Source organism: Actinosynnema sp. NPDC059797, from assembly GCF_042732085.1.
Classification (GTDB): Bacteria; Actinomycetota; Actinomycetes; order Mycobacteriales; family Pseudonocardiaceae; genus Actinosynnema.
This window is the reverse complement of the sequence record NZ_JBHWIE010000160.1, coordinates 1-7,074: the sequence shown is the minus strand read 5'-3', so window position 1 is coordinate 7,074 and position 7,074 is coordinate 1. Positions and strand designations below refer to the sequence as shown.

Sequence of the window (7,074 nt, the reverse complement as noted above, 5' to 3'; positions counted from 1 at the left end):
CCCGGTTCGACGAGTTCGCCGCCGCGGTGCCCGCCGCGCTGCGCGGCTGGGGTCTCGTCGGCCTGCTGGTGGTGACGGTGCTGTCGTCGGTGTTCCACGAGGGCGGTCACGCGCTGGCGTGCCGCGCCTACGGCGTGCCGGTGCGGGAGGTGGGGCTCGGCCTGCGCTCGCTGGCCGTGTTCGCCTGGACCGAACCCGACCGGCGGCGCTGGGACGCGCTGCCGCCGCGCCGCAAGCTGGTCACCGTCGCGGCCGGTCCGCTGGGCAGCCTGTGCTACGCCGGGCTCGGCGCCCTGCTGTGGGCGACCGCGCCGGGACCGGCGGCGGTGGTCGGCGTGTGGCTGGTGCTGGCGGGCACGGTGTGCGTGGTGCCGACGCTGCTGCCCAGCTTCGACGGCGACGCCTACCTGCTGCTGACCTGCCTGCCCGGCCTGGGCAACCTGCGCAGCCGCTCGTTCGCCGCCCTGCGCGGGCTGCCGCGCGGCGGGAAGCCCGGCGCGGCGGTCCTCGGGCACGTCGCGTTCGCCCTGCTCACCGTGCTCGGCCGGATCGCGGTCGCGGGTGTCGTGCTGTGGGTGGTCCACCTGGGCCTGGCGGGCTGACCGTGGGCTACCACGACCGGTCCCACTGGGACGCCGTGCACGCCGGCGCCGGCGACCCGCCCGGTCGGGCCGCGCTGGAGGTCGCCCGGTCCGCGGTGCGGGCCCTGGACGTGGCGCCGGGCGCGGTCGTGGTGGACGTCGCGTGCGGCGACGGCCCGTTCCTGGGCGCGTTGCCCGAGGCGACCACCCGCGTGGGCGTCGACCTCGCCCTCGGCGCGCTGCGCGCGGGCACGGGGGTCTGCGGGGACGCGCTGGCGCTGCCGCTGCGCGACGGCGTCGCGGACGCGGTGGTCCTGCTGTCGTCCTGGTGGGCACTGCCCGACCCCGGGCGCGGCGTCGCCGAGGCGGCCCGCGTGCTGCGGCCCGGCGGCCGGCTGCTCGTGCACACCTGGGACCGGCCCGCCGAGTGCCGGCTGATCACCCTGGGCGCGTCCTGCGTGGCCAGGGTGCTGCCCGCGATGGTCCGCCCGGCCGGTGTGCGCGGCGCGTTCGACGCGTCGCCCGCGGACGTGGCGGCCGTGCTGCGCCGCGCCGGCCTGCGCCCAGGCGGCTCGCACCGGGGCGCGCACACCTGGCCGCTCGGGTCGACCGCCGACTACTGGGCGGAGTTCCGCCGCCTCGCGCCCACCTCGTACGCCGCCTACCGGGACGCGCCCGCACGGGCCCGCGCGGACGTCGACCGGTTGCTGGGCCGGCTGCTCGACCGGCTGCGCGCCGACGGCGTGGACGGGCTCGGGCTGTCCTGGCGGCTCACCGCCGCCGGGCCGATCACGAGGGCGGCGACCCGAGGGCGAACCGCACCGCAGCCTCGGCGTGCAGCCGGGTGGTCGGGAACACCGGCACCGGCGCCACCGAGCCGTTGAGCAGCAGTTCGATCTCCGTGCACCCGTAGACGACGCCCTGCGCGCCGCGCGCCACGAGCCGGTCGACCACCGACAGGTACTCGCGCCGCGAGGACTCGGTGAACACGCCCCGGCACAGCTCCTCGTAGATGATCCGGTGCACGGTCTCGCGGTCCTGCCGCTCCGGCGTGACCGTCTCCACGCCGCGGTCCGCGAGCAGGTCGCGGTAGAAGGACTTCTCCATGGTGAACGCCGTGCCGAGCAGGCCGACGCGGCGCACCCCCGCGGCGACGACGGCCTGGGCGGTCACCTCGCCGATGTGCAGCAGCGGCACCGGGAGCCGCTCCGCCAGCCGGGGCGCGACCAGGTGCATCGTGTTCGTGCACAGCACCACCACGTCGGCGCCCGCGCGCACCAGCGCGTCCGCCGCCTCGGCCAGCGGCGGAACGGCCTCGTCCCACCGCTGCGCGGCCTGCGCCGCGGCGATCGGGGCGAAGTCGACCGAGTACAGCACGCAGCGGGCCGAGTGCAGGCCGCCGAGGCGTTCCGCGACCAGCTCGTTGACGAGGCGGTAGTACTCGGCGGTCGACTGCCAGCTCATGCCGCCGAGCAGGCCGATCACCCGCTGCTCGGACTCCGATCCGGTGGACATGCGCAGACCGTAGCCGACGCCCCGGCGCGTTCCCAGCGGTTATCCGGAACCGGTTCCGGGCTGGTCGCGCGGCTCTTGTTAAAGTCGATCGTGCCGACCTTCCTCGCCGCCGACGGGACCGAACTCCACTACGACGAGTCCGGCGAGGGCAAGACCCTCGTCGTCCTCCCGGGCGGCGCGGGGCGACACCCGAGCTACCTGGGCGACCTGGCCGGCCTGCCCGGTCGGCTGGTGGTGCACCACTTCCGCGGCGCGGGCGAGTCGCCGGCCGTCGGGGCGCGCTCGTTCTGGGACCAGGCCCGCGACGTGGACGACCTGCGCGCCCACCTGGGCCTCGACCGCCTGGACCTGGTGGCGCACTCGGCCGGCACCCGCGTCGCGATCGCCTACGCCGCCCAGTACCCGGACCGCGTGGCGAGCATGCTGCTCATCACGCCCCCGGTGTCCTACCTGACGGACACGCCCTCGGACGCCGCGCTGATCACCGCGCACCGCAAGGGCGAGCCCGCGTTCGACGCGGCGGTGGAGGCATACCGGACGGGGCCCCGGGACGAGGACCAGGCCGGCTTCGAGCGGTGGCAGGCGGTGGCGGCGCCGGCGACGTACGCGGCGTGGACGGAGAAGGAGCGGGCGCACTCCGGGGTCGGCCGCACGCTGCTGAGCACGGTGCGCGCCTTCCTCGACGCCACCCCGCCCGCCGACCTGCCGCGGCGGTTGGGCGAGGTGCGGGCGGAGGTCAGGGTGATCGCGGGCGCGCAGGACTTCACCACGGGCCTGGCCCCGGTCCTGGCCGCCGCGCGGCTGTTCCCGAAGGGCGAGGCGGTGGTGATCGACGACTGCGGCCACTACCCGTGGGTGGAGCAGCCGGAGGCCTTCCGCGAGGCCGCCGACCCGTTCGTCCGCTGAGGCCCGTCCGGGCCTCGCCGAGCCCGTCCGGGCCCGGTCACCTCTCACCCGTTCGTGCGATCCGCGGCACGCAAGGACGTCCTCCTGGTGAGACGGCTCGACAGGTGATCACCGCGTTCCGCTACTTTGCCAGGAGGGGTCGAGTGGGGGAGGTCGGGATGGGCGCCGAGCTGAGCCGTCGGTCGTTCCTCGCGGTCGCGGGGTTGTTGGGGCTCACCACCGCGTGCGGGTCCAACACCGGGCGCGAGGGGTCCGCCGAGGGGACGTTGCGGCACTGGTACCACGCTTACGGCGAGGACGGCGTCCAAGACGCGGTGCGCCGCTACGCCGCCGCCTACCCGGGCGCCCGCGTCGAGGTCCAGTGGAACCCCGGCGACTACGACTCCAAGCTCCTGACCGCGCTCCAGAACAGCGCGGTGCCCGACGTGTTCGAGGCGCAGGTCAAGGTCGACTGGGTGCGGCAGCGGCAGGTCGTGCCGCTGGACGACCTGCTGGGTGACACGCGGGACGACTTCGTCGCGACCCTGCTGGAGTCCCAGACGGTCGACGGCGCGCTCTACGGCATCCCCCAGGCCATCGACACCCAGGTCCTCTACTACCGGCCCAGCCTGCTGGAGCGGGCGGGCGTCGCGCCGCCCCGGACCGTCGACGAGCTGGTCGAGGCCACCCGGAGGCTCACCGCCGACGGCGTGCGCGGCCTGTTCGCCGGCAACGACGGCGGCGTCGGCGTGCTCACCGCGCCGCTGCTGTGGTCGGCGGGGCTGGACCTGCTGTCCGAGGACGGCAAGGCGCCCGGCTTCGACGACCCGCGCGCCGCCACCGCCTTCGGCAAGCTCCGCGAGCTGCACCAGGGCGGCGGCCTCCTGCTCGGCGCGCCGACCGACTGGGCCGACCCCGGCGCGTTCGTCGACGGGCTCGCCGCCATGCAGTGGACCGGCCTGTGGAACCTGCCGAAGATCACCGAGGCGCACGGCGACGACGTGGGCGTGCTGCCGTTCCCGCGCCTGGACGACGACGGCGCGGACTCGGTGCCGGTGGGCGCGTTCAGCGCCATGGTGAACGCGCGCAGCGCCGACGTGGACGCGGCCAAGGCGTACGTGAAGTGGCTGTGGGTCGAGCAGGCGGACCACCAGGTCGAGTTCGCCACCGCGTTCGGCGCGCACCTGCCCGCCCGCGAGAGCCTGGCCGAGCGGGCCGGGTCGCTGCGCGACGGGCCGGGGAAGGACGTCGTCGGGTTCGTCACGGACAGCGGTCGCATCGCCGGCCCCGCCCGCTGGCCCGCGCGCGCCAACACCGCGCTGTCGGACGCGGTGTCCCGCATCGCGCGCGAGGGCGCGGACGCGGCGGGCGAGCTGCGCGCGGCGGTCGAGGTGGCGAAGGACGAGATCGCCCGGCAGGACCGGTGAGCGGTCGGCGCGCCGCGCTCGCCTTCTGGCTGTTCGTCGGCCCTTTCGCGGCCGGGCTGCTGCTCTTCACCTACGTGCCGATCGGCTGGAGCGCCTACCTCAGCCTCTTCGACGCGCGCAACACCGTGACGCCGACCGCGTTCGTCGGGCTCGCCAACTACGCGGACGTGCTCACCGACCGGGCATTCCTGAGCGGCATCGGCACCTTCACGGTGTTCGCCGCGCTCGTCATCCCCACGACGGTGCTGCTCGCCCTCGCGCTAGCCCTGCTGGTCAACCAGGTCCGCGTGGCGCGGGCGTTCTTCCGCTCGGTGTTCTTCCTGCCGTTCGCGTGCTCCTACGTGGTCGCCTCGCTGGTGTGGAAGATGTCGCTGTTCTCCGGCGTGGACAGCGGCGTCGCCAACACGGTGCTCGGCTGGTTCGGCGGCGAGCCGCAGGCGTGGATCGGCACGGTCGACCCGCCGCTGTACTGGGTCGTGCTCGTCACCGCCAGGCTGTGGCTCCAGCTCGGCTTCTACATGATCCTGTTCATCGCCGCCCTGCAGCGGATCCCGGCGCACCTGTACGAGGCGGCGTGGGTCGACGGCGCGTCGCCCCGGTGGCAGACCTTCCGGCACGTCACGCTGCCCGGCCTGCGCGGCGCGCTGGTCGCCGTGCTCGTGCTGAACCTGGTCAACGCCTACCAGGCGTTCGACGAGTTCTACAACATCCTCGGCGACTCCCGGGGCTACCCGCCGTTCGCCAGGCCGCCGCTGGTCTACCTGTACTACACCTCGCTGGGTTCCGGCGGGCAGGACCTGGGGCGGGGCAGCGCGGGCGCGCTCGTCCTCGCGCTGGTGATCGCCCTGGTGACCCTGCTGTCCGGCCGGGTGCTCCGGAGGGCGGGCTGATGCGCCCCGTCGGCTACCACCGCACCGCGGCCGGCCGCGCGGGCGCCGTCGCGCGCTGGTCCGCGCTCGTGGTCGCGGCGGCGTTGTTCCTGCTGCCGTTCGCGGTGCTGCTCCGCGACGGCTGGTCGGCCCTGCCGGAGGTGTTCTCCGACGCCGACGTGCCGTTCGCGCGCAGCCTGCTGAACTCGACCGCCGTCGCCGTGCTCCAGACCGCGGGCCAACTGCTGGTGTGCTCGCTCGCGGGCTACGGGCTGGCGCGCATCCCCTACCGCCACGCGCCCGCCGTGCTGTACGCGATCGTGGCGACCCTGATGGTGCCGACCGCGGTGACGTTCGTGCCGGGCTTCGTGGTGGTGTCGAGCCTGGGCTGGTTGTCCGACCTGCGCGGGCTGGTGGTGCCGGGGTTGTTCAGCGCGTTGAACGTCTTCCTGTTCCGCCAGTACTTCCTGGACTTCCCGGTGGCGCTGGAGGAGGCGGGCCGGCTGGACGGCCTCTCCCGGTGGGGCGTGTTCCGGCGCGTGGTCGTGCCGAACTCGACGGGGTTCTTCGCCGCCGTCGCGGTCATCGACTTCATCGGCAGCTGGAACCAGTTCCTGTGGCCGCTGGTCATCGCGCAGGACTCGGACGCGTGGACCGTGCAGGTGGCCCTGTCCAGCCTGCTCACGGCCCAGAACCCGAGGATCACCCTGCTGTTCGCCGCGGCGGCCGTGTCGATCCTGCCGATCGTGCTGGTGTTCGTCCTGCTCCAGCGCTACCTGGTTCGGGGCGTGGCCGAGACCGGGCCCGCGGGCCGGTAGGCCCTCAGGCCGCGAAGATCCCCCATCGGGTCACCAGGCTAGTGCGAGGCGGCCCGGCGGGCGATCGCCTCTCCGGCGCAGGGCCGGTCGCGCGTCCGACGCAACCACGGCGGTCGTCCCGGCGAAGCCTTTCGGCCCATTCCCCGAAACCGCTCGCAGCCGGCGTCCGCGCGGGCTACCGTCCTGGGTTCGACGGGGGTGGGGGAGCGTGGTCGCTGCGGACCTGGTCGGGCGCGAGTCGGAGTTGGCCGCGGCCGCCGAGGCGCTGGCGGCGGCGGAGCGCCGCACCGCCCGGCTGGTGCTGTCGGGCGAGGCGGGCATTGGCAAGAGCGCGGTGTGGGAGCGGATACTGCGGGACGCCGCCGGGCGCGGGTACGCGGTGCTGTCGTGCCGCCCGGTCGAGTCCGAGGCCCGCTTGGCGTTCGGCGGGCTGGTCGACCTGCTCGACCGCGTGCCCGACGACGCCCTGGCGGGCCTGCCCGAGCCGCAGCGGGCGGCGCTGGAGGTGGCGTTGCTGCGCCGCCGGGCCGACGACGACGTGGGCGACCCGCGCGCGGTGTGCCTGGGTGCGCTCAACGTCGTGCGGGCGCTGGCCGCGCGCACGCCCGTCGTGCTGGCCGTGGACGACGCGCAGTGGCTCGACGAGGCCAGCGCGCGGGTGCTGGAGTACGTGCTGCGCCGGCTGGTCGACGAGCGCGTGGCGGTGGTGGTGTCGGTCCGCTCCGGCGAGGACGACCGGCTGCCGCTCGGCTTGGCGGGCCAGGACGGCCTGGCGCACCTGCGGTTGGCCGGGCTGAGCATCGGCGCCCTGCACCGGCTGGTCCGCTCCGCGTTCGGCTCGCCGCTGCCGCGCCCGACGCTGATCCGGTTGCAGCGGACCTCGGGCGGCAACCCGTTCTACGCCCTGGAGCTGGCCGGCGCGATCGCCCGCGACGGCGACGTCACCGCGCCCGGCATGCCGCTGCCCGCGCCGCGCGGG

8 protein-coding genes are annotated in these 7,074 nt (G+C 75.2%); 7 read left to right on the top strand and 1 reads right to left on the bottom strand.

The window, feature by feature from the left end:
* Positions 1 to 602, top strand: a 602-nt coding sequence (locus tag ACFV4N_RS27610) for a site-2 protease family protein (RefSeq protein ID WP_499675515.1), incomplete at its 5' end; no start/stop codon positions are given.
* Entirely contained in the window at positions 572 to 1,465 is an 894-nt protein-coding gene (locus ACFV4N_RS27605) for a class I SAM-dependent methyltransferase (RefSeq protein ID WP_499675514.1), read from the top strand. The genes ACFV4N_RS27610 and ACFV4N_RS27605, both read left to right, overlap by 31 nt.
* Here ACFV4N_RS27605 and ACFV4N_RS27600 read toward each other — a convergent pair.
* The gene (locus ACFV4N_RS27600; RefSeq protein WP_499675513.1) at positions 1,371 to 2,096 is read right to left on the bottom strand and encodes an aspartate/glutamate racemase family protein; all 726 of its coding nucleotides are present in this window, start codon (positions 2,094 to 2,096) and stop codon (positions 1,371 to 1,373) included. The genes ACFV4N_RS27605 and ACFV4N_RS27600 overlap by 95 nt on opposite strands.
* Positions 2,097 to 2,186: 90 nt before the next feature.
* On the opposite strand from ACFV4N_RS27600, the gene ACFV4N_RS27595 reads away from it, so the two are divergent.
* From ACFV4N_RS27595 to ACFV4N_RS27575, 5 genes are all read left to right on the top strand, one after another.
* Positions 2,187 to 3,002 (top strand): alpha/beta fold hydrolase, encoded by an 816-nt coding sequence (locus ACFV4N_RS27595; RefSeq protein ID WP_499675512.1) that lies wholly within the window; start codon positions 2,187 to 2,189, stop codon positions 3,000 to 3,002.
* A 158-nt stretch (positions 3,003 to 3,160) separates the two neighbouring features.
* Entirely contained in the window at positions 3,161 to 4,408 is a 1,248-nt protein-coding gene (locus tag ACFV4N_RS27590; RefSeq protein ID WP_499675524.1) for an ABC transporter substrate-binding protein, read from the top strand.
* The gene (locus ACFV4N_RS27585; RefSeq protein WP_499675511.1) at positions 4,405 to 5,298 is read left to right on the top strand and encodes a carbohydrate ABC transporter permease; all 894 of its coding nucleotides are present in this window, start codon (positions 4,405 to 4,407) and stop codon (positions 5,296 to 5,298) included. The genes ACFV4N_RS27590 and ACFV4N_RS27585 overlap by 4 nt, the downstream gene beginning before the upstream one ends.
* Positions 5,298 to 6,095, top strand: a complete 798-nt coding sequence (locus tag ACFV4N_RS27580) for a carbohydrate ABC transporter permease (protein ID WP_499675510.1) — start codon at positions 5,298 to 5,300, stop codon at positions 6,093 to 6,095. Before ACFV4N_RS27585 ends, ACFV4N_RS27580 begins: the two co-directional genes overlap by 1 nt.
* Before the next feature lie 208 nt (positions 6,096 to 6,303).
* On the top strand, positions 6,304 to 7,074 hold a 771-nt coding region (locus ACFV4N_RS27575), incomplete at its 3' end, for an ATP-binding protein (protein ID WP_499675509.1).